We start from the raw sequence: 25067 nt of genomic DNA, 5'->3' as shown, positions 1-25067 counted from the left end.
CTCAGTTCTTCACAGTGCCTTCAGGCTATCCGTCGGTTGTCGGCCGCCGCAAGCCCTGGACGTCACCGGTCCCGATTAGGCTGGTCGTCATGCGTGCTCCGTCGGTCCCCTCGCCCGCGCGGCGTCGCCGTGCGCATCGATCGACCGCGGCCTGGCTGCTCGCCGCGCTCGGCATCGGTGCGCTCGTCGCACTCGGCGCACTGCCGACCACGCCGGCGACCGCGGCCGCTGCGAGCTCGCAGCTGAGCCGGACGCAGACGACGCCGACGCCCACCCCGAGTCCCTCGCCGACCACGCCCTCGACGGCGACCCCGAAGCCGACGAAGCCGGCCACGCCGGCCCCCGGCAAGCCCACCCAGCCGGCGCAGCCCACGGTCCGCGGCACGGACTTCGACCCGGGCGAGATCATCAGCGACGCGAACTTCTACGACGCGAACGCCATGAGCGAGGCCGACGTCCAGGCGTTCTTCGCTTCCCAGCCCTGTACCCCGAAAGACGGCGTGCCGTGCCTGGCGGACTTCCGTGCCAGCACCGAGTCCGTCCCGGCGGCCGAGCCCGGACACTGCGAGGCCTACCGCGGTGCCGTGAACGAGTCGGCGGCGAGGATCGTCGCGAAGGTCGCCCACGCGTGCGGGATCAACCCCAAGGTGCTGCTCGTCCTCATGCAGAAGGAGCAGTCGCTCATCACCGGGCCGAGCGAATACGGCTACGCGCGCGCCATGGGCTGGGGCTGCCCCGACACCGGCCCGAACTTCAGCGCGAGCTGCGACGCGGACTACTTCGGGTTCCAGAACCAGGTCTACCGTTCCGCATGGCAGTTCCGGCAGTACACGCTGTACCCACTCAACGTGCCGGGTGAGTCCTACCAGCGGGCGTATCACCTGGGATCGGTCTACATCCAGTACAGCCCCGACGCGGCCTGCGGCGGCACCCAGGTCGACATCCGCAACCAGGCGACGGCCAACCTCTACCTCTACACGCCGTACCAACCGAACCCCGCAGCCCTCGCGAACGTCTCGGGCACGGGCGACGCCTGCAGCGCCTACGGCAACCGCAACTTCTGGCGGCTCTACACGGAGTGGTTCGGCCCCGCGATCTGATCGCCCCGTCGGTCCGCCCGTTCTCGGGCGAACTGACGGGTCACTCGCCGATGAGGAGTGAGACGCGGTCGTCGAGGTAGGCGTCGAGCGGGGTGAGCCCGAGGTCGTGCCCGGCCCAGCGGAGCATGACCGTGTCGTCGACGAGGCGCAACGGACCCGAACCCTCCCGGAGTGACGCCTCGTCCAGCGCGAGCTCGACGACCTCGAAGTTGACGACGTCGCCTTCGGCGAACGGGCCGCGGTGCGCCGCCTGCTGCGCGATCCGACGGTGCTCGACCTCAGAGGAGCGGTGGTTGAACCACTTCGGCTCCACCGCCCGAGTGGACTCGGCCGCGGTGAAGAGGCGACCGTCGGCCGAGAGCAGGACGACCCCGAGGCGCCACGCCCGGCCGATCGGCCGCAGCGCGGGTGCCCGCTTCACGAGCGGGAGTCCGCGGGGTGTGTAGACCTCCGCCAGAGCCTCGTCACGGACGCCTGCGGCCTGGAGACGCGCGGCCGCCTGCAGGAGCAGCTCGCGCAGCGCGGTCACCGCGGTCGCCGATCAGAGGACGTCGTCGCGACCGGACAGCTTGAGGGCGTCGACGACGCTCTTCACCCGCTGCGCGTTGGCACTCGTGGTGACGAGCAGGGCGTCCGGGGTGTCGACGACGACGATGTCCTGCACGCCGATGAGGCTGATGACCCGACCGGTCTGGCTGACGACGATGCCGCTGGAAGCGTCCGAGAGCACGCGCGCGTTCTCTCCGAGGATGGCGAGGTCGGACTTGCGCCCACCGGAGTTGAGCTTGGCGAGCGAGGCGAAGTCCCCCACGTCGTCCCAGTCGAAGTGCGCCGGCACGACGGCCATGCGACCGGCGGCCGCGGCGGGCTCCGCCACGGAGTAGTCGATCGCGATCTTCTCGAGCGCCGGCCAGACGCGGTCGACGACCGGTCCGCGGGCCGCCGCGTCGTCCCAGACCTCGGCGAGTTCGAGGAGGCCCGCCAGGAGTTCGGGTTTCTGTCGGCCGATCTCCTCGAGCAGGACGTCGGCCCGCGAGATGAACATCCCGGCGTTCCAGAGGTGCTCGCCGCTCGAGACGTACCGCTTGGCCGTGGCGAGGTCGGGCTTCTCGACGAAGGAGTCGACCAGCATGACCCCTTCGGCTCCGCGGATGCCGAGGTCGCGGGCGCTCTTGATGTAACCGAACCCGATGGCGGGCTCCGTGGGCTGGATGCCGATCGTGACGATGTAGCGCTCCTCGGCGGCCGTGACGGCCTGGGCGACCGCGGCGCGGAACAGCCGGTCGCCGCGGATCACGTGGTCGGCGGCGAACGAGCCGACGATGACGTCGGGTTCGCGGCGGACGAGGATCGCGGCGGCGAGCCCGATCGCGGCGGTCGAGTCGCGCGGCTCGCTCTCGAGGACCACGTTGGCGTCGGCGAGGTCGGGCAGCTGCTGTTCGACGGCCGCGCGGTGCGCACGCCCGGTGACGACCATGATGCGCTGGTCACCGGCGATCGGCGCGAGGCGGTCCCAGGTCGCGCGCAACAGCGTGCTGCCGGAGCCGGTGAGGTCGTGCAGGAACTTGGGTGCGTCGGCTCGCGAGAGCGGCCAGAGACGACTGCCGATGCCGCCGGCCGGGATCACTGCGTAGAAGCGTTCGAGGGGCGTGGTCATCCCCCGAGCGTACCGCCAGGCTCCACCCTGAGGACGACGGCACGGAAGCGTCATCTGACGGGTTTACGATGAGCGCCAGATCGAGCATGAGAAAGAACGGTACGAGCATGGCTGGACGCAACGTCCTCGGGATCCCGATCCCGTCCTTCGGCAGCAAGCAGGCTCCCCCGGTCCCCGTCGGTCCGCCGGACGCAGCGGACCTCGACGGCCGCAACAGCATCGTCAACGCCTGCATCTACCGCCACGGATCCCGCAGCTCGACGCTCACCTCGCTCGAGGACACCTTCCGCGCACTCCATGAGACCCCGGACGGCGTCGCGTGGATCGGGCTCTACCGGCCCGACGCGGGCGAGCTCGGCGTCCTGGCGGCGGAGTTCGGTCTCCACCCGCTCGCCGTCGAGGACGCCATCACCGCGCACCAGCGGCCGAAGATCGAGCGGTACGACGACGTCCTGTTCGTCGTCCTCCGGGCCGCCAACTACGTCGACGAGACCGAGACCGTCGAGTTCGGCGAGTTGCACGTCTTCGTCGGCCCGAACTTCGTCATCACGCTGCGGCACGCCGAGTCCCCCGACCTCTCGCACGTGCGGGCGCGGATGGAGCAGGAGCACGAACTCCTCGCCTACGGTCCGCAGGCCATCCTGTACGCCATCATCGACGCCGTCGTCGACGGCTACGGTCCGGTGGTCGCCGGGCTCTCGAACGACATCGACGAGATCGAGGAGCAGGTCTTCGTCGGCGAGTCCCAGGTCTCCCGCCGGATCTACCAGCTCTCCCGCGAGGTCATCGCCTTCGAGCGGGCGACGCACCCGCTCAGCGATGTGATGCTGTCGCTCGAACAGGGCAGCGCGAAGTACGGTGTCGCCGACGAACTGCAACGCGGCCTCCGCGACGTCGCCGACCACCTCACGAGCGTCAACCAGCGGATCGACGCCTACCGGGAGCTGTTGCGCGACATCCTGACCGTGAACAGCACCCTCGTCGGTCAACGCCAGAACGAGCAGATGGCGAAGATGACCGAGGCGAGCCTCAAGCAGGGCGACGAAGTGAAGAAGATCTCCTCCTGGGCCGCCATCCTGTTCGGCCCGAGTCTCATCGCGGGGATCTACGGCATGAACTTCACCCACATGCCGGAGTTGTCGTGGTGGTTCGGCTACCCGATGGCGCTCGCGCTCATGGCCACCACGAGCGTCATCCTCTACAAGGTGTTCAAACGTCGGAACTGGTTGTGAACACCCGGTGTAGCCCGGTCGTCGCGCAGATGTCCGGCCTCTCTCGACGTCGAGACAGTTAGGCCAGCCTTAGCGGCGGGACGGCGCATCCCCCGCCTACACTTGGTCCAGCGCGCCGATTCGACGCACGGCAGGCAACAACCCCCGCACGGCAGAACGATCTGCCGCAGATAGCGACTATCAGGGAGGACCTCGTGACCGCGAGTCTCACGCGAACGTCACCGTTGGAATCCACGACATCCAAACGCCCGGCCGGCACCCTGTACCGGGGCCGTGAGGGCATGTGGTCGTGGGTGCTCCACCGGATCACCGGCGTCGCCATCTTCTTCTTCCTCCTCGTGCACGTCCTCGACACCGCGCTGGTGCGGGTCTCCCCCGAGGCGTACAACGCGGTCATCGGCACGTACAAGAACCCCATCATGGGGCTCGGTGAGGTCGCGCTCGTCGCCGCCATCGCCTACCACGCGTACAACGGCATCCGCATCATCCTCATCGACTTCTGGTCGAAGGGCACCAAGTACCAGCGGCCCATGTTCTGGATCGTCATCGGTCTCTGGGTCGTGACGATGCTGGGCTTCACGCCGCGCCACCTGATCAACGTGTTCAGCGAGATGGGCCACTGATGACGACGATCGCCGCTCCCCGCACCCCCGCCCGTCCCGCGCGCCGCAAGGGCGTCAACTGGGAGAAGTGGGGCTGGATCTACATGCGCGTCTCCGGCGTGATCCTGCTGGTCCTCATCTTCGGCCACCTGTTCGTCAACCTCATGGTGGGTGACGGCATCAAGGCCATCGACTTCGCCTTCGTCGGCGGCAAGCTCTCGAACCCCTTCTGGCAGTGGTGGGACGTCGCCATGTTGTGGCTCGCGCTGATCCACGGTGGCAACGGCATGCGCACCATCGTCAACGACTACGCCACGGGTCGCACGATCCGCGGCGTCCTCAAGGTCGCGATCCTCGCCGCCGTCACCATCCTCATCATCCTCGGGACCCTGGTCGTCTTCACCTTCGACCCGTGCCCCGCCGGCGCACCTGCAGACCTGCTCGCGTCGTTCTGCCCCGCCAACTGAGCAACCGAGACCGAGCAACGGAAACCGTGACTACAGAAACCACCGAGTCCACCGTCATCGACGGCATCCACTACCACCAGTTCGACATCGTGATCGTCGGTGCCGGCGGTGCCGGCATGCGCGCCGCGATCGAGGCCGGCCCCGGAGCGAAGACGGCCGTCATCTCCAAGCTCTACCCGACGCGGTCCCACACGGGAGCGGCGCAGGGCGGTATGGCCGCTGCGCTCGCGAACGTCGAGGAGGACAGCTGGGAGTGGCACACCTTCGACACCATCAAGGGCGGCGACTACCTCGTCGACCAGGATGCTGCGGAGATCCTCGCGAAGGAGGCCATCGACGCGGTCATCGACCTCGAGAACATGGGTCTGCCGTTCAACCGCACCCCCGAGGGCAAGATCGACCAGCGTCGCTTCGGCGGCCACACCCGCGACCACGGCAAGGCTCCGGTCCGCCGCGCCTGCTACGCGGCAGACCGCACCGGCCACATGATCCTGCAGACGCTGTTCCAGAACTGCGTCCGCCTCGGCATCAACTTCTTCAACGAGTACTACGCACTCGACCTGATCATGACGAACGTCGACGGCGTCGACAAGCCGTCCGGTGTGGTCGCGTACGAGCTCTCCACCGGCGAGATCCACGTCTTCCAGGCGAAGGCGGTCATCTTCGCCACCGGTGGCTTCGGCAAGATCTACAAGACCACCTCGAACGCCCACACCCTCACGGGCGACGGCGTCGGGATCATCTGGCGCAAGGGTCTCCCGCTCGAGGACATGGAGTTCTTCCAGTTCCACCCCACCGGCCTCGCCGGTCTCGGCATCCTCCTCACCGAGGGAGCCCGAGGCGAGGGTGCGATCCTCCGGAACGCGAGCGGTGAACGCTTCATGGAGCGGTACGCGCCGACCATCAAGGACCTCGCCCCGCGAGACATCGTCGCGCGCTGCATGGTCCAGGAGGTCGCGGAAGGCCGCGGTGCCGGACCGAACAAGGACTACGTCTACCTCGACTGCACCCACCTCGGTGCCGAGGTCCTCGAGACCAAGCTGCCCGACATCACCGAGTTCGCGCGCACCTACCTCGGCGTCGACCCGGTGACGGAGCCCGTCCCGGTCATGCCGACGGCGCACTACGCCATGGGCGGCATCCCGACGAACGTCAAGGCCGAGGTCCTGAGCGACAACAACACCGTCGTCCCCGGCCTGTACGCGGCCGGCGAGTGCGCGTGCGTGTCCGTCCACGGCTCGAACCGACTCGGCACGAACTCCCTCCTCGACATCAACGTGTTCGGCAAGCGCGCCGGCAACAACGCCGTCGAGTACGTCCAGAGCGTCGACTTCACGCCCCTGCCCGAGAACCCCGCCGGTTTCGTCTCCGGCCTCATCGAGCAGATGCGGAACTCCAACGGCACCGAGCGGATCTCCACGATCCGCAAGGAGCTCCAGGAGGAGATGGACCGCAACGCCCAGGTGTTCCGGACGGACGAGTCCCTCGCCGGCGTCACCGCCACCATCCACAACCTGCGCGACCGGTACCAGAACATCGCCGTCCAGGACAAGGGCAAGCGTTTCAACACCGACCTCCTCGAGGCGATCGAGCTGGGCTTCCTGCTCGACCTCGCCGAGGTCGTCGTCTACTCCGCTCGCAACCGTCAGGAGAGCCGTGGCGGTCACATGCGCGACGACTACCCGAAGCGCGACGACGAGAACTACATGAAGCACACGATGGCGTACCTGTCCGGCGACCCGCACTCGTCCGACGCGGCCGACCACATCCGGCTCGACTGGAAGCCCGTGGTCATCACGCGGTACCAGCCGATGGAGAGGAAGTACTAGCGATGAGCACTGCAACGCTCGAGAACCCGCCGGCCGCGGCACCGGAGGAGATCCAGTCCTTCACGGTCACCCTGATCATCCGTCGGTTCGACCCGGACGTGGACGCCGAGCCGCGCTGGGAGGACTTCGACGTCGAGATGTTCCCGACGGACCGCATCCTGGACGCGCTCCACAAGATCAAGTGGGAACAGGACGGGACCCTCACCTTCCGTCGCTCCTGCGCACACGGCATCTGCGGCTCCGACGCCATGCGGATCAACGGCCGGAACCGCCTCGCCTGCAAGACGCTGATCAAGGACCTCGACATCTCGAAGCCGATCTACGTCGAGGCGATCAAGGGTCTGCCGCTCGAAAAGGACCTCGTCGTCGACATGGACCCCTTCTTCGCGTCGTTCCGCGAGGTGCAGCCGTTCCTCATGCCCGGCAAGCCCGCGGAGAAGAACAAGGAGCGCGTGCAGTCGGTCGCCGAGCGCGCCCGCTTCGACGACACCACGAAGTGCATCCTGTGCGCCGCGTGCACCTCGTCGTGCCCGGTCTTCTGGACCGACGGCCAGTACTTCGGCCCGGCGGCGATCGTGAACGCGCACCGCTTCATCTTCGACTCCCGCGACGACGCCTCGCAGGTCCGCCTGGACATCCTCAACGACCAGGAGGGCGTGTGGCGCTGCCGCACCACCTTCAACTGCACCGAGGCGTGCCCCCGCGGCATCCAGGTCACGCAGGCGATCGCCGAGGTCAAGCAGGCCATGATCTCCGGCAAGGTCTCCTAGCCCACACCCGGTTCATCCGTCCGGCCCAGCGCACCGCGCTGGGCCGGACGTGTTCGTGCGAGAAGATCCGCGCGTCGAGCGACGTCAGGCCAGCGCGGCAGCTCTCGCTTCAGCAGGCGACGCGGCGCTCAGGGCGTCCATCGCCATGGCGCGAGCCGCCTCGAGCGTGTAGCGGCGCAGCTCGCTCCGGACGTCGCCGAGCGCGGCCGGGGTGACCGAGAGACTCGTCGCCCCGAGGCCGACGAGCACGACCGCGAGGGCCGGATCCGCTGCCGCCTCCCCACAGACGCCGATCGAGCGCCCTGAGGCGAGACCGGCGTCGCCGACGAGCTTGACGAGCCGCAGCACGGCCGGGTGCCACGGATCCTGGTACGAGCCAAGGGGCCCGAGGAGACGGTCCGCCGCGAGTGTGTACTGCGACAGATCGTTGGTCCCGATGCTCACGAAGTCCGCGACCCCGAGGATCTGCGCGGCGAGCAGTGCACTCGACGGCACCTCGATCATCGCCCCGACCGTGCGCAGCCCGAGCCGTTTGGCGAGGGTCACGAACGCCGCGGCTTCGGGAAGGTCGGCGATCATCGGGGCCATCACCCAGAGGTCCGCCTCGTGGGCGTCCTGTGCGAGCGCGAGCGCCGTGAGCTGGTCTCGGAGCACCTCGTCATGAGCGCGGAGCGCCCGGATGCCCCGCACCCCGAGCGCCGGATTGGGCTCGGCGTCGTCCGGTCGGAGGAAGGCGAGCGGCTTGTCGGCTCCGGCGTCGAACACCCGGACGACGACGCGCTTCCCCGGGAACGCCGCGAGCAACTCGCCGTAGCGGTCAGCCTGTTCGGCGACGCCAGGCGCCTCCGCGCGATCGAGGAAGAGGAGCTCGGTGCGGAACAGCCCGACCCCTTCAGCGCCGAGGGCCAGGGCACCGGGCGCGCCGGCGACGGACCCGAGGTTCGCGAGCAGGGGCACCGGAGTGCCGTCGGCGAGTTCGCCCGGCGAGCGCGGCGAGACCCGCACGCGCTCGGCCGCGGTGGACCGGGCCGACCGCACCTCGCGCTTCGTCGGCGACCCCGTGACGACCCCGGCCCCGGCGTCGACGAGGACGATCTCACCGTCCTCGAACTGCTCGGCTCCGGCGACGCCCACGACGGCGATGAGCGACTGCTCGCGCGCGAGGATGGCCGTGTGCGAGGTCGCCGAGCCGCCACTCGTCACGAGGGCCAGCACCCGATCGAGATCGAGGAGCGCGGCGTCCGCCGGAGCGAGGTCCGCGGCGACGAGGACGAACGGCTCGTCCGACTCGGGCGGGCCGGGGACAGGCCGACCGAGCAACCGCGCGATGACCCGTTGCGAGACGTCGCCGACGTCGGTCGCGCGCGCCGCCATCGGCTCCCCCAGGTTGAAGAGGACCTGCTGGACCGTCGCCAGGGCCTCGAACACGGCGCGCTCCGCGGAACGCCCCGCTGCGATGCGCGTCGCGACGTCCTCCGCGAGCGCCGGATCGTCGGCCATGACCGCCTGCGCTTCGAGCACGTCCTGCGCATGTCCGCCGGCTCGTCGAGCCCGCTCCTCCAGGTCGGCCCGCGTCGCGCTGAGTGCCGCGACGGCACGGGCCTGTTCGAGCGTGACGTCCCCGCCGAACGGGTCGGCACTCGGTTCAGGCAGCGGCTCAGGCATGCGGAGCACGGGACCGGCCACGACGCCGCGTCCGACGCCGGTGCCGGTGAACGTGCGTTGCCCCTCCGCCTCGCGCATGGTTCGACCCTAGTGCACCGCCTCTCCCCCGGTCCGGCCCGCTTGTAGGCTGGTCCGGTGACCAATCCGCGTGCGCCGAGGAAGGACTCCGCCGACGCGCCGGACGTCAGCACCACCCCCAGGGTGCGGCTCCAGCAGACGCCGCCACCGCTGGTGTTCCAGTGGATCCAGAACAGCGAGAACCCGTTCATCCGACGACTCGCGCCCCGCGCGGCGAGAGCGGAGCGCGCCACGACGTGGGTCATGCGGTTGAAGCCCTATCGCGTCATCCATCGGTATCTCGCCATGGACGGCAACCTCCTGGCCGCCGGGATCAGCTTCCAGGCCGTCTTCGCCGTGTTCGCAGCGGTCTACGTCGGATTCGCCATCACCGGCATCTGGCTCGGTAACAACGCCGAGGTCTTCCAAGCACTGGTGGAGATCATCAACCGCGCCGTCCCCGGCCTCATCGGCACCGACGGCGAAGGCATCATCGCCGAGGAGCAGCTGTCGAGCGCATCCCTCCTCGGGTGGACCGGGGTCATCGCCGCCATCGGTCTCATCTGGACGGCGATCGGTTGGTTGTATTACACCCGGCAGGCGGTCCGGTCGATCTTCGCGCTCCCGAAGGTCGCCGCGAGCTTCTTCCTGCTGAAGGTCGTCGACCTCGTGCTGGCGCTCGCCTTCGGCGTCCTCCTCCTCGTCTCCGCGACGCTGTCGGTCGCCAGCACCCAGGCGCTCAGCTGGCTGCTGTCGCTCGTCGGACTGGAGGGCACGTTCTGGGTGACCGTCGGCAGCCGGGTCGTCGGACTGGTCGTCGCGGTCGTCGTGAACCTCGTCACCCTCGGCGCCATGTACCGTGTGCTCAGCCGGATCCGGATCCCGTGGCGCAACCTCTTCGGCGGCGCGCTCCTCGGCAGTCTGGTGCTCTCGCTCCTGAGCGTCGCGAGCAGTGCGGTGATCGCCGGGGCCTCTCGGAACCCGTTGCTCGCGACCTTCGCGGTGTTCATCGGCCTCATGCTGTGGTTCAACCTCGTGAGCCGCGTCATCCTCGCCTCCGCCGCGTGGATCGCCGTGGGTCTCGACGACCAGGGCATCAGTGTGCGCACGACGACACCGGAGGAGCAGGCGGCCGAAGAGCTGGCGGCCAGGAGACTGATCGCCGAGGCGGAACTGCGGGAGGCTCGCGAGTCCCTCCGGCGCGCCAAGGGCCCGGCGGTCTGGTTCGCCCGCCGACGCGTGCGGCACGCCGAGGAGGCCTCCGCCGAGCTCATCCGACAGCACGGCGAAGCCCCCGAGTCGCCCGCGGCGGACGCGTCGGACCCACCCCATCGCCGACGCCCGGGCGGACGCCGGGGCCAGGGCGTTGTCGGCCCCCGCGACTAAGCTGGAGGCATGTCTGCACCCCTCCGCATCGCCAGTGTCAACGTCAACGGAGTCCGCGCGGCCTTCCGCAAAGGGATGGGCGACTGGCTCGAAGACCGCGGGGTCGACATCCTCGCCCTGCAGGAGGTCCGCGCCGCGACGAGCGACCTCGAGACACTGTTCGGACCGGAGTGGAACATCCTGCACGATGCCGCGACCGCCAAGGGGCGCGCAGGTGTCGCGATCGTCAGCCGTCGATCGGCGGGCATCCACCGCGTCGCCCTCGGAGCCGACGACTTCGACAGCGCGGGTCGTTGGATCGAGGCCGACTTCGACATCGACGGCACCCTCGTCACGGTCGTGAGCACCTACGTCCACTCCGGCGAGGTCGACACCCCCAAGCAGGTCGAGAAGTTCCGCTTCCTCGAGGCGATGCTCGAGCGGCTGCCCGCACTGCGCGAGCACAACCCGCTGTCCCTCGTCGTCGGCGACCTCAACGTGGGCCACACCGAGCTCGACATCAAGAACTGGAAGGGCAACGTCAAGCGTGCCGGCTTCCTGCCCGCCGAACGGTCCTACTTCGACCGCTACCTCGGCCCGGCGGGCGAGCCGGTGACGGGCGTCGACGGCGTGACCGGCACCGGCCTCGGCTGGGTCGACATCGGGCGTCAGTCCGCCGGCCAGGTCCCTGGTCCCTACACCTGGTGGTCCCAGCGCGGCCAGGCCTTCGACACCGACACCGGCTGGCGCATCGACTATCAGCTCGCCACTCCCGAGCTCGCAGCCCTCGCGTCCGGGTACACGATCGACCGGGCTGCGGCATACGACCAGCGATGGTCCGATCACGCCCCCGTCGTCGTCGACTACGCCGTCTGACCACCGGCACCACACCACCCAGACCACCCGTGCCCCGGCTCCGGCCGCTCATCCCTCTGCGAGAACCCACATGACCAAGCCACGCCTGTACTCCGGCATGCAGCCCTCCGCCGATTCGCTCCACCTCGGCAACTACATCGGCGCCCTCCTGCAGTGGAAGCAGATGCAGCAGGAGCACGACGCCTTCTTCAGCATCGTCGACCTGCACGCGATCACGGTGCCGCAGGACCCCGCCGAGCTCCGCGAGAAGACCCGCCGCACGGCCGCCCAGTACATCGCCGCAGGCATCGACCCCTCGGCCTCGACCCTGTACGTGCAGTCGCACGTCCCGGCGCACGCACAGCTCGCCTGGGTGCTGAACACGATCACCGGCATGGGCGAGGCCGCGCGCATGACGCAGTTCAAGGACAAGTCGGCCAAGCACGGGCGCGACGCCTCGTCGGTCGGTCTCTTCGCCTACCCGATCCTCATGGCGGCCGACATCCTGCTCTACCAGACCGACATCGTGCCGGTCGGCGACGACCAGCGACAGCACATCGAGCTCACGCGCGACCTCGCCGAGCGGTTCAACGCCCGCTTCGGCGACACCTTCGTCGTCCCGAAGGCGCAGATCCAGAAGGACTCCGCGCGCATCTACGACCTCCAGAACCCGACGTCGAAGATGTCGAAGTCCGCCGAGACCCCGGCGGGGATCATCTGGTTGCTCGACGAGCCGAAGGTCACGCAGAAGAAGATCATGCGTGCGGTCACCGACAACGACGGCGTCATCGCCTTCGACGCACAGGAGAAGCCCGGTGTCTCGAACCTGCTGAGCATCTACTCCGCGATCACCGGCTCCCCCATCGAGGCCGTCGTCGGCGAGTTCGAGGGTCGTGGCTACGGCGACCTCAAGAAGGGCCTCGCCGAAGTCGTCGTCGGCGAACTCGAGCCGGTCCGTGCGCGCGCGCTCGAGCTCCTCGACGACCCCGCCGAGCTCGACCGCCTGCTCGCGGTCAACGCCGCGCGCGCGACCGAGGTCGCCGAGCAGACCCTCGCCGAGGTCTACGACCGCGTCGGACTCCTCCGCCCCGCCTGATCCCGCCGTCCGTTCGCAACTCCTGCTCGTCGCTGTCCGCAAGCCCGCGCCCGCCGCATTCAGCGCGCAGCCCGCGAAGTGCCCGCGCGGTGGGCAGGAGTTGTGCGCACCTCCCCGATCAGACCGGTGATGGCCGCCGCAACGAGGCCGGGCTCGTACACCACATGCTGGTAGAGCGGTCGCAACGTCGTCAGCCCGCGCGAGGCGGCTCTGAGGTCACGGGTGCGGTCTGAGACGGCGTGCGACCACCCCTCATGATGGGCTCGACTGTCGACCTCGATCAACAACGACTCAGCCACCAGGAGATCACCGCGTCCACCCTCCGCCAGGCGGGGCTGCACCTCGTACGACAGACCGAGGCTGCGGACGATCAAGCGCAGGAGTGTCTCCGGACCTGACTCGGCGCGTCCATCGATCAACGCCATGAGCGCACGAAAGCGTTCGGGCACCAGGGCGAAGACTCGACGGAGGTCAGGTTCATCGACCAACCCGAGATGGACCGCGCTGTCGAGCGTCGCAAGTGCCATACGCGGCGCCTGGCACCGGATGGACTGGGCCAGTGCGTCGATGATCGACACGTCGCAGTCGAACGTGCCGCACGGCTGGTCAAGCGGTCTCCAGTGGAGGCTGAACTCCCGTCGATCGCTGGTAGCCAGCCGTCGGTCCTCCGCCCGCGGTCCGCGAAGTCGTGAGGCGCTGCGGTCCACATGCACATGGACCCGGGTGGCGTCGAACACGAACACACCACGGGCGGCCAGGGTGGACAGGCATGCTCGCCTCCCCCCGATGCGCACTGCGGCACGGATGTCATCGTGCACTCCGGGGAGCGCGTATCGATCGCGCCGCACGCGAACGATCGTTCCGTCGCGCACAGCCTGGGTGATCTCACGCGGTCGCATCCCCTCCTCGAGAAGCGTCGAGCGGGCGAAGATCGTGTGACCAGAAGATGCGCTGTCCATCCATCGATGGTTGGGGCACCGGTCGAGCGGGCGGTCACGAGCGATGGCTTCACCGTCGGTCGAGGACTGCCGGAACCCTGTGGAGGAGGGTCACGGCCGGGGCTTCACCGTCGCGCATGGTTCACAACTCCTGCTGGCCACTGGCCGACGCTCAGGATCGGCCCCAGGGAGGCACCACAGCAGCGACGAGCAGGAGTTGTGCGCAGATGGGACCCCCATCTCGACGAGATGGGGGCTCGGAGCGAGTCTTGCGGGAGCAGTTCGTCTGCGCAGAACTCCTGCGCCTGACAGGACCGGTCGGCGCGGGCAGGCGGAATGGCGCGGTTGTTCCCATGCCGGTCCTCAAACTGCAGGAGTTCTGCGCAAATGCACCCTTCGGGGGCCGAGCGAGGACGGACGACAGAACGGCCCGCCCTCCGCGAGGAGGACGGGCCGTTCCGGTCGGTCGTGACTACTGCACGTCGTCGTCGACCCAGTCGAAGGTCTTCGTGACGGCCTTCTTCCAGTTGCGGTAGAGGCGGTCGCGCTCTGCGGAGTCCATGTTGGGCTCCCAGCGCTTGTCCTCCTGCCAGTTCTTCGCGAGGTCGTCGAGGTCGGACCAGAAGCCGACGGCGAGACCGGCCGCGTAGGCCGCGCCGAGCGCCGTGGTCTCCGCGACGACCGGACGGATGACCGGGACACCGAGGATGTCGGCCTGGAACTGCATGAGCGTGTCGTTGGCGGTCATGCCGCCGTCGACCTTGAGCTCCGTCAGCGGGACACCGGAGTCGGCGTTGACGGCGTCGATGACCTCTGCCGTCTGGAACGCCGTCGACTCGAGGGCGGCCCGGGCGATGTGGCCCTTGTTGACGTACCGGGTGAGCCCGACGAGCGCACCGCGGGCGTCCGGGCGCCAGTACGGCGCGAACAGCCCGGAGAACGCCGGCACGAAGTACGCGCCACCGTTGTCCTCGACGGTCTTGGCGAGCGCCTCGACCTCGGGAGCGGAGGAGAACATGCCGAGGTTGTCGCGCAGCCACTGGACGAGCGAACCGGTCACGGCGATCGAACCCTCGAGCGCGTAGTGCGGCTTCGCGTCACCGAGCTTGTAGCCGAGCGTCGTCAGCAGACCGTTCTCGGAGTGGACGATCTCCTCACCGGTGTTGAAGATGATGAAGTTACCGGTGCCGTAGGTGTTCTTGGCCTCGCCCTGCTGGAACGCGGCCTGACCGAAGGTCGCCGCCTGCTGGTCGCCGAGGATGCCGGCGATCGGCGTCTCGCGGAGGAGGCTGTCGTCGGACGCGTGGCCGTAGACCTCGGAGGAGCTCTTGATCTCCGGGAGCATCGACTTCGGGACACCGAACGCCTTGAGGATCTCGTCGTCCCACTGCAGGGTCTCGAGGTCCATGAAGAGCGTGCGCGAGGCGTTGGTGACGTCCGTGACGTGCACGCCACCGTTGACACCACCGGTGAGGTTCCAGATGACCCAGCTGTCGGTCGTGCCGAACAGGAGGTCGCCCGCCTCGGCCTTCTCGCGAGCACCCTCGACGTTCTCGAGGATCCAGACGATCTTGGTGCCGGAGAAGTAGGTCGCCAGCGGCAGGCCGACGGTCTTCTTGAAGCGCTCGACGCCACCGTCCGCAGCGAGGCGGTTCACGATGTCCTGCGTGCGCGTGTCCTGCCAGACGATCGCGTTGTAGACGGGCTGACCGGTGGTCTTGTCCCAGACGACGGCGGTCTCGCGCTGGTTCGTGATACCGATGGCCGCGATGGCGTGCCGGGTGATGTTGGCCTTGCTGAGCGCCTGGCCGATGACCTCGCGGGTGTTGTTCCAGATCTGGTTCGGGTTGTGCTCGACCCAGCCGGCCTTCGGAAAGATCTGCTCGTGCTCGAGCTGGCCCGTCGAGACGATCGATCCGCTCTTGTCGAAGACGATGGCCCGGGAACTCGTCGTCCCCTGGTCGATTGCGATGACGTAGTCCGCCATTGGATACTCCTTCGTTGCGTGCGTTGCGAGGTGAGGCACCGGAACCGGTGCCCCGGGGTGCCGCGGCGATGATCGTGTCCGGTCACCGCCGCAGCGTCAGGTCAGACGGCCGGGAGCAGCACCATCGAGGCGAGGGCCGCGAGGACACCACCGAGCAGAGGACCGACGACCGGCACCCAGGCGTAGGACCAGTCGCTCTTGCCCTTGCCCTTGATGGGGAGGAGGGCGTGGGCGATGCGCGGACCGAGGTCACGTGCCGGGTTGATCGCGTAGCCGGTCGGGCCACCGAGGGAGGCTCCGATACCGACGACGAGCAGGGCGACGGGGAGGGCGCCCAGGGCTGCGAGTCCTCCGGGCACGCCCTCGATGACCACCGCGTCGGGGCCGGTCTTGCCGAAGGACATCACGACGAAGACGAGGACGAAGGTCGCGATGACCTCGGTGACAAGGTTCCAGCCGTAGCTGCGGATCTCCGGACCGGTCGAGAAGACGCCGAGCTTCTTGCCCGGGTCCTCCTCCTGGTCGAAGTGCTGCTTGAAGGCGAAGTACGTCAGCACGGCACCGATGAAGGCACCGACCATCTGCGCCGCCCAGTAGACGAGCGCCGTACCGAAGTCGATCGAGCCCGTGGTGAGGAAGCCGATCGTGACAGCCGGGTTCAGGTGACCGCCGGAGGCGTAGGACACCGTGACACCGGCGAAGACCGCGAGGCCCCAACCGAAGTTGATGAGCAGCCAGCCGCCACCGAGGCCCTTGGATTTCGTGAGGATCGCCGTGGCGACCACACCGGTACCGAGCAGGACGAGCATCGCCGTCCCCACGGTCTCGGAGAGGAAGATGGTTCCGAGGTTCATGTCTTCATTGACCTTTCATAGGTGTGGCCGCGTGGGGGCCGACGCCGAGGCGCGAGCCCCCGCTGGGCGAGGTTGCACTGACCAGTTGCTTGTAAGGTAGCCAGCTCCTGTTGCACAGGACAAGGGCCTTGCCTGCACATTCGTGCATTATGAGAACGCCGGGGCCTCCTTGGCGGCGTCGACCCGGAGGTCGACCTGGTGGGCGTCGCGCAGGCGGTCGAGCGCTGCGGAGATCTGCGCGGTCCGTTCGGCGTCGTCCCACCCGAGTACACCGCCGACGACGCGGGCGATCTCGTCGACGAGGCCGGCGGTCAGCGATCCGGTGAACGCGAGGCTCGTGCGGCGGTGCAGCACGTCGGAGAGGTGCACGACCTGCTCCTGCTCGACGAGGTACTCCAGCTCCTGCACGCTGTAGTCGGCAGCGCCCTGCAAGCGGTCATCGCCGTGCTCGGACAGGTGCTCGAGGAGTGCGGCGGCCTTCGTGCCGTACCGGCCCAGCAGCTGCTCGGCGCGCTTGGCGCCGGTGCCGTCCTCGTGCGCGGCGACCCAGGTGCGCGTCGCGGCGTCGGTGCGCGGGAAGCCTGCGCCGCCACCGATCGCGAGTCCGAGGGTCTCCACGGGGCGCGGGGCTCCGATGGTGTTGAGCACGTCCGTGCTGAGGTGCTCGGCGAGGGCCCGGAAGGTGGTCCACTTGCCACCGACGAGGCTGAACACGGTGGTGGACGGACGTGCAGCGGCGGCCCGGCGCTCGATCCGGTAGTCGCGCGACACGAAGCCGGGGGCCTCGTCGTCGTGCTTCGGCAGCGGACGGATGCCGGAGAACCGGTAGACGATCTGCTCACGCGAGGTCGCGATGGTCGGGAAGACGTGCTTCACGAGGTCGAAGAAGTAGTCGACCTCCTCCTCGGTGCAGACGCTCAGGGTGCTCGGGTCGGCGTCGATGTCGGTCGTGCCGACCATGACCTTGCCCTTGAGCGGGTAGATGAGGACGATGCGGCCGTCCTCGTGCTCGAAGAAGATCTCGCGTCCCTTGGTGGCCGCGTAGAGCTCCGGGTTGTCGAGGACGATGTGCGAGCCCTTCGTGCCGCCCATGTAGGTCGTCGGCTCGCCGAGGCCGGCGTTCGTGAGGTCGGTCCAGGGGCCGGAGGTGTTGACCACGACGTCGCTCGTCACGGTGAAGGTCTGGCCGGTGACCGTGTCGCGGAGCTCGACGCCGTCGGCACCCATGCCGACCGCCTCGACGTAGTTGACGGCACGGGCGTGGGGGCCGGCGGCGAGGCCGTCCATGAGGACGTCGAGCGCGAGGCGCTCCGGGTCGTGCATGGAGGCGTCGTAGTAGGTCGCCGTGTACTTGAGGCCCGGGTTCATCTTCGGCAGGTCGGCGAGGGACTTCTTGCGGCCGTGGAAGCGGTGACGCGGCACGCTGCCCCCGTCACGGGAGAAGGAGTCGTACGCGGTGAGGCCGACCTTGATGAGCAGCGCGCCACGCTCCTGCGGCTTGCCCTGCTTGTGGGTGAGGAAGCGCAACGGTGCGGAGAGGATGCCGGAGAAGGTCGAGAAGATCGGGACCGTGGTCTCGAGCGGCTTCACGTAGTGCGGGGCGATCTTGATGAGCCCGTTGCGCTCCTGCACCGACTCCTGGACGAGGCGGAACTCACCGTTCTCGAGGTACCGGATGCCGCCGTGGATCATGTGGCTCGACGCGGCGGAGGCGCCGGAGGCCCAGTCGTTGCGTTCCACGAGCGTGACGTCGACGCCCTGGAGCGCCAGGTCGCGGAAGGTCGCGATGCCGTTGATACCGCCGCCGATGATGAGCACCGACGCCTGCGGGCGGTCGATGACGGACTGCACGGTGGAACGGGGAGCTGACGACTTGAGGGACATGAGATGCCTCGCTTCTTCGCGGTTGGAACGCGACGCTGCCGGGATTGCGCGCCGCTGAATGATGTGACTGAATACATCGTGACACCCGCTGCAACTCTGAACAGCCCTAGTGAACAAACGTGCAAGGAGACCCGATGTCGCTCGCAGACGCGCTCAGCCAGCCGGACCGGACGGCCGAGGCGCTCCGTGCCGCACAGCTGTATTACGTGCAGGACCTCACCATGGAGGCCATCGCCCAGGAGCTCCACACCTCCCGGTCGTCGGTGTCCCGCCTGCTCGGATATGCGCGGGAAAGCGGGCTCGTCGACATCCAGGTGCGCTCCCCGCACGACATGCCGTCGCGGCTCGAGGCGGAGTTCCGCGACCGGTTCGGCGTGACCGCCCACATCGTCCCGGTCCCCGACCACACGAGCGACATCGACCGCCTGGAGCGGGTCGCCCTCTCGGCTGCACGTTTTCTCGGCTCCGTGTTCGACTCGAACATGACGCTCGGCCTGGCATGGGGCTCGACCGTGAGTGCGGTGGCGAGGCACCTCACCCCCAAGCGGACCCACAACTCGCAGATCGTCCAGCTGAACGGTGCGGCCAACACGCGTACCTCGGGCATCCTCTACGCGAGTGAGATCCTGCATCGGTACGCGGACGCCTACGGGGCCTACGCGCAGCAGTTCGCGGTGCCGGCCTTCTTCGACGACCCGTCGACCAAGCTCGCCCTGTGGCGGGAGCGCAGCATCCGACGCGTGCTCGAGATCCAACGGCGCATGGACGTCGCGCTGTTCGGTCTCGGTTCGCAGCTCTCGGGCGTACCCAGCCACGTGTACGTCGGCGGCTACCTCGACGACAGCGACTTCGAGGCGCTCGCGAGCGCCGGGGCGGTCGGGGACGTCGCGACCGTCTTCTTCCGCGCCGACGGTTCGTGGCGGGACATCCCCTTCAACAACCGCGCATCCGGACCCGACCTCGACGTGCTGCGCGGGGTCTCCCGTCGGATCTGCGTGGTCGCCGGTGCCGCCAAGGTGCCGCCGCTTCTCGGGGCGTTGGCGGGAGGGCTCATCTCCGACCTCGTGGTCGACGAGGGAACCGCCCGCGCGGCGATCGATCAGCACGACGCCCAGCGCTGACCCCGGCCGCTTCAGGCGCTGCAACCGGGCGTCATCCGAACCGGGAATAGGGCACCCACTCAGCCCGTTGACCTAGAATCGACAACACGTAACGTGCTCCGGGGTCGGTGAGAGTCCGAACCGGCGGTGATAGTCCGCGACCCGTGTCTCGCGCAAGCGAGGCCCGGTTGACCTGGTGGAACTCCAGGACCGACGGTTATGAACGCGTCTGCTCGCAGACGGCGTTCGAGTCCGGATGGAAGGAAGCACGGGCGTCGGCCGATGGTCGACGCCGGCGAGCACCTGCCCGCGACCCCGGAACTCGTGTCAGTACCGACCGAGATGACGGACAGATGAGCGCAGGAACCGAAGCACCGCGGGCGAGTGTCCGCGAGGAGCAGGCCATGCTGCGTGCGCTCGAACTCGCCGCCAACGGCCCCGCCCGCGGCGTCAACCCCCGCGTCGGCTGCGTCATCCTCGACGCCGACGGCACCGTGCTCGCCGAGGGCTGGCACCGCGGAGCCGGCACCCCGCACGCGGAGGTCGACGCCCTGTCCCACCTCGCGCCCGGGGCGGCCCGTGGCGCGACCGCCGTCGTCACCCTGGAACCGTGCAACCACACGGGCCGGACCGGTCCGTGTGCCGTCGCCCTCCTCGAGGCCGGCGTCGAGCGCGTCGTGTTCGCCGTGGACGACCCCGGCCACCACTCCGGGGGTGGAGCGGAACGGCTCCGCGACGGCGGCGTGACCGTCATCGGCGGCGTGCTCGCCGGACCGGCGGAGGACCTCCTCGGTGACTGGCTCACCACCGCCCGCCTCGGGCGTCCGCTCGTCACCGTGAAGTGGGCCTCGAGTCTCGACGGGCGGATCGCCGCGAGCGACGGCACGAGCCGCTGGATCACCGGCGATGCCGCACGCGACGACGTCCACCGTCGGCGGGCCGCCCACGACGCGATCCTCGTCGGCACGGGGACGGTCCTCGCCGACGACCCGAGCCTCACCGCTCGCGACGACCGCGGCGACCTCCTGCCCGAGCAGCCCCTGCCCGTCGTCATGGGCGATCGCCCGATCCCCCGGGACGCCGCCGTCCACCGCCACCCCCGGCCGGTCGTCCTCCACCACGGGCATGATCCGGCCGCGCTGCTCGCCGAGCTCCGCGCCGCGGGCGTCCGGAGCGTGTTCATCGAGGGCGGCCCGACCATCGCCACGGCGTTCCTCCGCGCAGGACTCGCCGACACGGTCCTCACCTACCTCGCCCCCGTGCTCCTCGGCGGCCCTCGCCTCGCGATCGGCGACCTCGGTGTCGACAGCATCGGCGAAGCGATCCGACTCACCACCGTCGGCGTCGAACCACTCGGCGACGACCTCCTCGTCATCACGACACCCGACCGCAGCGCCTCCGCCTCGGCCGCCCACCACCTCACCGCCTGACCCCCAGAGAACGGACCACCCATGTTCACGGGCATCATCGAAGAACTCGGCACCATCGTCGCCATCGACCACGGCGACGACTCGGCACGTTTCACCGTCCGTGGCCCGCTCGCCCTCGAGGGCACCCGGCACGGGGACTCCATCGCCGTGAGCGGTGTCTGCCTCACCGTCGTCGAGCAGACCGGTGAGACGTTCACGGCCGACGTCATGGCCCAGACCCTCGCGATGAGCTCGCTCGACGGCGTCACGGTCGGATCTCCGGTCAACCTCGAACGTGCGGCCCGCGTCGGTGACCGCCTCGGTGGACACATCGTCCAAGGGCACGTCGACGGCACCGGCAGCGTCCTGGCCACGGTGCCCGGCGAGGCCTGGCGCATCGTGCGCGTCTCGCTCCCCGCGGCACTCGCGCCGCTCGTCGTCGACAAGGGGTCGATCACCGTCGACGGCGTCTCGCTCACCGTCAGCGCCATCAGCGCACCGGCCGCACCGGAGGCCTGGTTCGAGGTGTCCCTCATCCCCGAGACGCTGGCCGCGACGACGCTCGGCGATCGGGTCCCCGGCGACCGTGTGAACCTCGAGACCGACATCCTCGCCCGGCACGTCGAGCGCATGCTCGCCTTCAGCCGTCTCGAGTCGGCACTCCCCAGCAGCATCGACCAGGATCCGCAGTCCGCGGCCCCGGTCGGCACCACCGCCACCGGAAGGGGCAACGTATGAGCATCGCCAGCATCCCGGAGGCCCTCGAGGCACTCCGTCAGGGCCGTCCGGTCATCGTGGCCGACGACGAAGGCCGCGAGAACGAGGGCGACGTGATCCTCGCTGCGGAGTCCGCCACCCAGGAGTGGATCGCGTGGACGGTCCGGCACTCCTCCGGATTCATCTGCGCACCGATGACGAACGAGATCGCCGACCGGCTGGCCCTCCCGCCGATGGTCGCGCTCAACGAGGACCCCAGAGGCACCGCGTACACCGTCACGGTCGACGCGGCCGACCGGCTCAGCACCGGCATCAGCGCCGCCGACCGCGCCCACACCCTGCGCGTGCTCGCCGACCCGGCGTCCGTGCCTGCCAGTCTCTCGCGCCCCGGACACATCGTCCCGTTGCGCGCCGTCGACGGCGGGGTGCGCGAGCGCGACGGGCACACGGAGGCGGCCGTCGACCTCATGAAGCTCGCGGGGCTCGTCCCGGTCGGGGCGATCTCCGAGATCGTCGCCGACGACGGCGAGATGATGCGTCTGCCCGGCCTCATCGCGCTCGGCGAGCGGGAGGGCGTGCTCGTCACGACGATCGCCGCGCTCGTCGCGTTCCTCGAGGAGAACCCCGACGCGGCCGCGGTCTGCGCCGAGGAACGCGCCGCCCAGGCGGCCATCCCCGAGTCGTCGAACGTGTCCTTCGAGGTGGAGACGACCGTCCCGACGACGCACGGCTCGTTCCGGTTGCGCGCCTACCGCGACCGCAGGACCGGTGCCGACCACGTCGCCATCATCGCCGGCGACCCGCAGGCCACCGGTGCGCTCGTGCGCGTCCACTCGGAGTGCCTGACCGGCGAGGCGTTCGGCTCGCTCAAGTGCGAGTGCGGTCCGCAGCTCGACAGCGCCCTCGACACCATCCAGCGCCACGGCGGTGTCGTCGTCTACCTGCGTGGGCACGAGGGGCGCGGCATCGGTCTCGTCAACAAGCTGCGTGCGTACCGGTTGCAGGAGGACGGTCTCGACACCCTCGACGCCAACCTCGCGCTCGGGCTGCCGGCCGACGCCCGCGACTACACGGCGGCGAGCGCGATCCTGACGGACCTCGGCATCACCTCCGTGCGCCTGCTCTCGAACAACCCTGAGAAGGAGCGACAGCTCACGAACCACGGCATCGCCGTGAGCGAGCGCGTCCCGCTGGTGGTCGGCGTCGGCCTGTTCAACGAGGGCTACCTCGAGACGAAGCGCGACCGCATGGGCCACAGCATCGGCTTCGAGCTCGCACCGGAACCGCACCCGCACCAGTAGTTCACCACCGCCCCTCGATTCCTTCGAGGAGCGGGAACACCACCAACCCCCGATGCGCTCGGGGACGAAGACAGGAGACCGCATGAGCGGCGAAGGATCCCCAACCATCAGCGTCGACGGCACCGGCCTCGACATCGTCGTCATCGCCGGCACCTGGCATGAGACCATCACCGACGGTCTCATCGCCGGAGCCGTCAAGGCCCTCGATGCGAGCGGTGCCAACCATCGCCTCGTGCGGGTCCCCGGGAGCTTCGAGCTCCCGGTCGTCGCCAAAGCCGCCCTCGAGGCCGGGGCCGATGCGGTCGTCGCCCTCGGGGTGATCATCCGCGGCGGCACGCCGCACTTCGAGTACGTCTCCGACGCCGCAACGAGCGGCCTCACCCAAGTCAGCATCCAGACGGGCAAGCCCGTCGGCTTCGGCGTCCTCACCCTCGACGACGAGAAGCAGGGGCTCGACCGCGCGGGGCTTCCCGGGTCGAAGGAGGACAAGGGGGCGGAGGCCGCCGATGCCGCCGTGGCCACCGCGGTCGTCCTCCGCGAGCTGCGCGGCTGACTCGAGCGCGTCGCATCACGCGGCATTCCGGTATCGGCATCCGCCCTGCTGGGCAACCGAATACCGGAATGCCGCACTTCGGCGTACAGTGTCATGGTCCTGCCACAAGCGGGCGAACCTCTGATCCTGCCGTCGTCGGCGGGCGTGCGCGACCGGTGCTGATGCTTCGACGGCGTCCATTCCCGAACCGAAACGCGCACGCATGTCTCTCGAAGCAACCCCAGTCACCAAGGCCCCGGTCAATCCGCGCTCTCGTGTCGTCCTCGCCAGCCTCATCGGCACGACGATCGAGTTCTACGACTTCTACGTCTACGCGACGGCCGCCGTCCTCGTCTTCCCGCACCTCTTCTTCCCGAGTGAGGACCCGACCGCGGGTCTCCTCGCCTCCTTCGCCGTGTTCGGCGCCGCGATGGTGGCACGCCCCGTCGGTGCCGTCATCTTCGGGCACCTCGGCGACAAGCGCGGTCGGAAGGCGACGCTCGTCGGTGCCCTCCTCACCATGGGGATCGCGACCTTCCTCATCGGCCTCCTGCCCACCTACCAGCTCGTCGGCTGGGTCGCCCCGCTGCTGCTCGTGATCCTCCGCATCGGACAGGGCTTCGCGCTCGGCGGCGAATGGTCGGGTGCCGCCCTCGTGGCGACCGAGAACGCGCCGACCGGCAAGCGTGCCCTGTTCGGCACGTTCCCGCAGCTCGGTGCGCCGATCGGCTTCATCATCGCCAACGGACTCTTCCTGATCATCGCGGCGATCCTGCCGAGCGACGACCCGTCCATGCCGTCCGAGGCGTTCCTCGAGTGGGGTTGGCGCATCCCGTTCCTGTTCTCCGTCGTCATGGTGATCGTCGGCCTCTGGGTCCGACTCCGCCTCGTCGAGAGCAACGCGTTCACGAACGCGAAGGAGCAGGGCAAGGTGCAGCGGTCGCCGCTCGCGAGCGTCGTCAAGCTGCACTGGCGCAAGCTGCTCCTCGGCACCTTCTTCATGCTCGCCACCTACGTCCTCTTCTACCTGATGACGACGTTCTCGCTGAGCTACGGCCGTGCGCCGCTCGACGCACCGGTCGCCGGCCTCGGCTACAGCTACACGACCTTCGTCCTCATGCTCATCGCCGGCGTGGTCTTCTTCGGGATCTTCACGCTCGTGTCCGGCCCCTTCGCCGACAAGTACGGACGCCGGAGGACGCTCATCGTCGTGACGAGCGCGATCCTCGTGTTCGGGCTCGTCTGGGTTCCGCTGCTCGGCGCCGGGTTCACCGGGGTCATGATCTGGCTCATCATCGGGTTCAGCCTCATGGGGTTCACCTTCGGACCGATGGGCGCCCTGCTGCCCGAGCTGTTCCCGACGAACGTGCGGTACACCGGGTCGGGGATCTCGTACAACGTGTCGTCGATCCTCGGCGCAGCGGTCGCACCGTTCATCGCCGTCGCACTGTGGAGTGCCGGCGGCGGCAGCCCGTTCTGGGTCGGCGTCTACCTCTCGGTGATGGCCCTGATCACGCTCGTCGCCCTCATCGTCTCCAAGGAGACCAAGGACGTCGACATCGACGCCTGATCGAGGCGATCACCGAGGGCCGGTGCGTGGAGGACACCTCCGCGCACCGGCCCTTGCTGCGTCGGCGCTCGGCGCGTCGG

The 25067-nt window shown here is 69.0% G+C and carries 22 protein-coding genes; 15 read left to right on the top strand and 7 right to left on the bottom strand.

Features of this window, described 5'->3' with window-relative positions; all coding sequences use genetic code 11:
• Positions 1 to 89 precede the first annotated feature (89 nt).
• Entirely contained in the window at positions 90 to 1100 is a 1011-nt protein-coding gene (locus A4X17_RS06380; protein WP_064294829.1) for a hypothetical protein, read from the top strand.
• A gap of 40 nt (positions 1101 to 1140) precedes the next feature.
• Here the strand turns inward: A4X17_RS06380 and A4X17_RS06375 are convergent, their stop codons facing one another.
• Entirely contained in the window at positions 1141 to 1629 is a 489-nt protein-coding gene (locus tag A4X17_RS06375; protein WP_064294828.1) for a hypothetical protein, read from the bottom strand.
• 12 nt (positions 1630 to 1641) lie between these two features.
• Positions 1642 to 2757, bottom strand: a complete 1116-nt coding sequence (locus A4X17_RS06370) for a mannose-1-phosphate guanylyltransferase (RefSeq protein WP_064294827.1) — start codon at positions 2755 to 2757, stop codon at positions 1642 to 1644.
• A gap of 107 nt (positions 2758 to 2864) precedes the next feature.
• Between A4X17_RS06370 and corA the strand changes: the two genes are divergently transcribed.
• The 5 genes from corA to A4X17_RS06345 all read left to right on the top strand — a co-directional run bounded on the left by corA (position 2865) and on the right by A4X17_RS06345 (position 7657).
• Positions 2865 to 3989 (top strand): magnesium/cobalt transporter CorA, encoded by a 1125-nt coding sequence (gene corA, locus A4X17_RS06365; RefSeq protein ID WP_064294826.1) that lies wholly within the window; start codon positions 2865 to 2867, stop codon positions 3987 to 3989.
• 194 nt (positions 3990 to 4183) lie between these two features.
• Positions 4184 to 4612 (top strand): succinate dehydrogenase, cytochrome b556 subunit, encoded by a 429-nt coding sequence (gene sdhC, locus A4X17_RS06360; protein WP_255376691.1) that lies wholly within the window; start codon positions 4184 to 4186, stop codon positions 4610 to 4612.
• Complete coding sequence (locus tag A4X17_RS06355) at positions 4612 to 5058, top strand: succinate dehydrogenase hydrophobic membrane anchor subunit (protein ID WP_064294824.1); 447 nt, start codon at positions 4612 to 4614, stop codon at positions 5056 to 5058. The genes sdhC and A4X17_RS06355 overlap by 1 nt, the downstream gene beginning before the upstream one ends.
• A 26-nt stretch (positions 5059 to 5084) precedes the next feature.
• On the top strand, positions 5085 to 6887 hold the full coding sequence (gene sdhA, locus A4X17_RS06350) for a succinate dehydrogenase flavoprotein subunit (protein WP_064294823.1): 1803 nt from the start codon (positions 5085 to 5087) through the stop codon (positions 6885 to 6887).
• A gap of 2 nt (positions 6888 to 6889) precedes the next feature.
• On the top strand, positions 6890 to 7657 hold the full coding sequence (locus A4X17_RS06345; RefSeq protein WP_064294822.1) for a succinate dehydrogenase iron-sulfur subunit: 768 nt from the start codon (positions 6890 to 6892) through the stop codon (positions 7655 to 7657).
• A gap of 84 nt (positions 7658 to 7741) precedes the next feature.
• On the opposite strand, the gene ptsP is transcribed toward A4X17_RS06345, so the two are convergent.
• Entirely contained in the window at positions 7742 to 9400 is a 1659-nt protein-coding gene (gene ptsP / locus A4X17_RS06340; RefSeq protein WP_064294821.1) for a phosphoenolpyruvate--protein phosphotransferase, read from the bottom strand.
• Positions 9401 to 9457: 57 nt separating this feature from the next.
• Between ptsP and A4X17_RS06335 the strand changes: the two genes are divergently transcribed.
• From A4X17_RS06335 to trpS, 3 genes are all read left to right on the top strand, one after another.
• The gene (locus tag A4X17_RS06335) at positions 9458 to 10765 is read left to right on the top strand and encodes a YihY/virulence factor BrkB family protein (protein ID WP_157583356.1); all 1308 of its coding nucleotides are present in this window, start codon (positions 9458 to 9460) and stop codon (positions 10763 to 10765) included.
• A 9-nt stretch (positions 10766 to 10774) separates the two neighbouring features.
• Positions 10775 to 11620 carry an exodeoxyribonuclease III gene (locus A4X17_RS06330; protein ID WP_064294819.1) on the top strand — a complete coding sequence of 282 codons (846 nt, stop codon included), beginning with the start codon at positions 10775 to 10777 and terminating at the stop codon, positions 11618 to 11620.
• A 70-nt stretch (positions 11621 to 11690) separates the two neighbouring features.
• Positions 11691 to 12695 carry a tryptophan--tRNA ligase gene (gene trpS / locus A4X17_RS06325; RefSeq protein ID WP_079002883.1) on the top strand — a complete coding sequence of 335 codons (1005 nt, stop codon included), beginning with the start codon at positions 11691 to 11693 and terminating at the stop codon, positions 12693 to 12695.
• Between the two features lie 59 nt (positions 12696 to 12754).
• Here trpS and A4X17_RS06320 read toward each other — a convergent pair whose 3' ends face one another.
• From A4X17_RS06320 to A4X17_RS06305, 4 genes are all read right to left on the bottom strand, one after another.
• Entirely contained in the window at positions 12755 to 13654 is a 900-nt protein-coding gene (locus A4X17_RS06320; RefSeq protein ID WP_082915972.1) for a hypothetical protein, read from the bottom strand.
• Between the two features lie 451 nt (positions 13655 to 14105).
• A complete protein-coding gene (gene glpK, locus A4X17_RS06315) occupies positions 14106 to 15620 on the bottom strand; it encodes a glycerol kinase GlpK (protein ID WP_064294818.1) in 1515 nt (504 codons plus the stop codon).
• 101 nt (positions 15621 to 15721) lie between these two features.
• Positions 15722 to 16474 carry an MIP/aquaporin family protein gene (locus A4X17_RS06310; RefSeq protein WP_079002885.1) on the bottom strand — a complete coding sequence of 251 codons (753 nt, stop codon included), beginning with the start codon at positions 16472 to 16474 and terminating at the stop codon, positions 15722 to 15724.
• 147 nt (positions 16475 to 16621) lie between these two features.
• Positions 16622 to 18358: a glycerol-3-phosphate dehydrogenase/oxidase gene (locus A4X17_RS06305; RefSeq protein ID WP_064294817.1), complete on the bottom strand. Its 1737-nt coding sequence runs from the start codon at positions 18356 to 18358 to the stop codon at positions 16622 to 16624.
• Between the two features lie 134 nt (positions 18359 to 18492).
• On the opposite strand from A4X17_RS06305, the gene A4X17_RS06300 reads away from it, so the two are divergent.
• The 6 genes from A4X17_RS06300 (at position 18493) to A4X17_RS06275 (ending at position 24987) form a co-directional block, all read left to right on the top strand.
• Complete coding sequence (locus tag A4X17_RS06300; protein WP_064294816.1) at positions 18493 to 19479, top strand: sugar-binding transcriptional regulator; 987 nt, start codon at positions 18493 to 18495, stop codon at positions 19477 to 19479.
• 332 nt (positions 19480 to 19811) lie between these two features.
• Positions 19812 to 20888, top strand: a complete 1077-nt coding sequence (ribD, locus tag A4X17_RS06295) for a bifunctional diaminohydroxyphosphoribosylaminopyrimidine deaminase/5-amino-6-(5-phosphoribosylamino)uracil reductase RibD (protein WP_064294815.1) — start codon at positions 19812 to 19814, stop codon at positions 20886 to 20888.
• A gap of 21 nt (positions 20889 to 20909) precedes the next feature.
• Positions 20910 to 21605: a riboflavin synthase gene (locus A4X17_RS06290; protein ID WP_082915971.1), complete on the top strand. Its 696-nt coding sequence runs from the start codon at positions 20910 to 20912 to the stop codon at positions 21603 to 21605.
• Positions 21602 to 22885: a bifunctional 3,4-dihydroxy-2-butanone-4-phosphate synthase/GTP cyclohydrolase II gene (locus tag A4X17_RS06285; protein WP_064294814.1), complete on the top strand. Its 1284-nt coding sequence runs from the start codon at positions 21602 to 21604 to the stop codon at positions 22883 to 22885. Before A4X17_RS06290 ends, A4X17_RS06285 begins: the two co-directional genes overlap by 4 nt.
• A gap of 82 nt (positions 22886 to 22967) precedes the next feature.
• Positions 22968 to 23438, top strand: a complete 471-nt coding sequence (gene ribH, locus A4X17_RS06280) for a 6,7-dimethyl-8-ribityllumazine synthase (protein WP_064294813.1) — start codon at positions 22968 to 22970, stop codon at positions 23436 to 23438.
• Between the two features lie 202 nt (positions 23439 to 23640).
• On the top strand, positions 23641 to 24987 hold the full coding sequence (locus A4X17_RS06275) for an MFS transporter (RefSeq protein ID WP_064294812.1): 1347 nt from the start codon (positions 23641 to 23643) through the stop codon (positions 24985 to 24987).
• Positions 24988 to 25067 lie beyond the last annotated feature (80 nt).

The organism is Plantibacter sp. H53 (assembly GCF_001650455.1).
GTDB lineage: Bacteria > Actinomycetota > Actinomycetes > Actinomycetales > Microbacteriaceae > Plantibacter > Plantibacter flavus_A.
This window is presented reverse-complemented; position numbering and strand designations above follow the sequence as displayed.

Excerpts from the sequence above, each read along its gene's own strand:
- A4X17_RS06380 (WP_064294829.1), top strand. The coding sequence starts at position 90 with ATGCGTGCTCCGTCGGTCCCCTCGCCCGCGCGGCGTCGCCGTGCGCAT.
- A4X17_RS06370 (WP_064294827.1), bottom strand. The coding sequence starts at position 2,757 with ATGACCACGCCCCTCGAACGCTTCTACGCAGTGATCCCGGCCGGCGGC.
- corA (WP_064294826.1), top strand. The coding sequence starts at position 2,865 with ATGGCTGGACGCAACGTCCTCGGGATCCCGATCCCGTCCTTCGGCAGC.
- A4X17_RS06355 (WP_064294824.1), top strand. The coding sequence starts at position 4,612 with ATGACGACGATCGCCGCTCCCCGCACCCCCGCCCGTCCCGCGCGCCGC.
- A4X17_RS06345 (WP_064294822.1), top strand. The coding sequence starts at position 6,890 with ATGAGCACTGCAACGCTCGAGAACCCGCCGGCCGCGGCACCGGAGGAG.
- ptsP (WP_064294821.1), bottom strand. The coding sequence starts at position 9,400 with ATGCGCGAGGCGGAGGGGCAACGCACGTTCACCGGCACCGGCGTCGGA.
- A4X17_RS06330 (WP_064294819.1), top strand. The coding sequence starts at position 10,775 with ATGTCTGCACCCCTCCGCATCGCCAGTGTCAACGTCAACGGAGTCCGC.
- trpS (WP_079002883.1), top strand. The coding sequence starts at position 11,691 with ATGACCAAGCCACGCCTGTACTCCGGCATGCAGCCCTCCGCCGATTCG.
- A4X17_RS06320 (WP_082915972.1), bottom strand. The coding sequence starts at position 13,654 with ATGGACAGCGCATCTTCTGGTCACACGATCTTCGCCCGCTCGACGCTT.
- glpK (WP_064294818.1), bottom strand. The coding sequence starts at position 15,620 with ATGGCGGACTACGTCATCGCAATCGACCAGGGGACGACGAGTTCCCGG.
- A4X17_RS06310 (WP_079002885.1), bottom strand. The coding sequence starts at position 16,474 with ATGAACCTCGGAACCATCTTCCTCTCCGAGACCGTGGGGACGGCGATG.
- A4X17_RS06305 (WP_064294817.1), bottom strand. The coding sequence starts at position 18,358 with ATGTCCCTCAAGTCGTCAGCTCCCCGTTCCACCGTGCAGTCCGTCATC.
- A4X17_RS06300 (WP_064294816.1), top strand. The coding sequence starts at position 18,493 with ATGTCGCTCGCAGACGCGCTCAGCCAGCCGGACCGGACGGCCGAGGCG.
- ribD (WP_064294815.1), top strand. The coding sequence starts at position 19,812 with ATGAGCGCAGGAACCGAAGCACCGCGGGCGAGTGTCCGCGAGGAGCAG.
- A4X17_RS06290 (WP_082915971.1), top strand. The coding sequence starts at position 20,910 with ATGTTCACGGGCATCATCGAAGAACTCGGCACCATCGTCGCCATCGAC.
- A4X17_RS06285 (WP_064294814.1), top strand. The coding sequence starts at position 21,602 with ATGAGCATCGCCAGCATCCCGGAGGCCCTCGAGGCACTCCGTCAGGGC.
- ribH (WP_064294813.1), top strand. The coding sequence starts at position 22,968 with ATGAGCGGCGAAGGATCCCCAACCATCAGCGTCGACGGCACCGGCCTC.
- A4X17_RS06275 (WP_064294812.1), top strand. The coding sequence starts at position 23,641 with ATGTCTCTCGAAGCAACCCCAGTCACCAAGGCCCCGGTCAATCCGCGC.